Below are 338 nucleotides of genomic sequence, written 5' to 3'. Positions count from 1 at the left end.
CGCTGGCGCACGGCGATGAACGATTTTTATGTCGCCAACTGGCCACGGCTGCGCACGATCGAAGGCGCCTCCCAGCGGATCCAGGAAGACACGATGCGCTTCGCCAGCACGATGGAAGGTCTAGGCGTCAATCTCATCAGCGCGGTGCTGACACTGTTGGCGTTCCTGCCGGTTCTGGTGAGGCTGTCCAGCAACGTCACGGAGCTGCCTCTGTTCGGCTCGATTGCCTATCCGCTGGTGTTCGCCGCGGTGATCTGGTCGATCCTGGGCACCGGCGTTCTCGCGCTTATCGGCATCCGCCTGCCCGGAATTGAATTTTTCAACCAGCGGGTCGAAGC

At 61.5% G+C, this 338-nt stretch carries 1 protein-coding gene; it reads left to right on the top strand.

All coding sequences use genetic code 11. The features are described from left to right. Nucleotides 1-338, top strand: a 338-nt coding sequence (locus tag AC0L3J_RS37760) for an SbmA/BacA-like family transporter (RefSeq protein WP_473350493.1), incomplete at both ends; no start/stop codon positions are given.

The organism is Bradyrhizobium sp. Kon37 (assembly GCF_055807535.1).
This window is presented reverse-complemented; position numbering and strand designations above follow the sequence as displayed.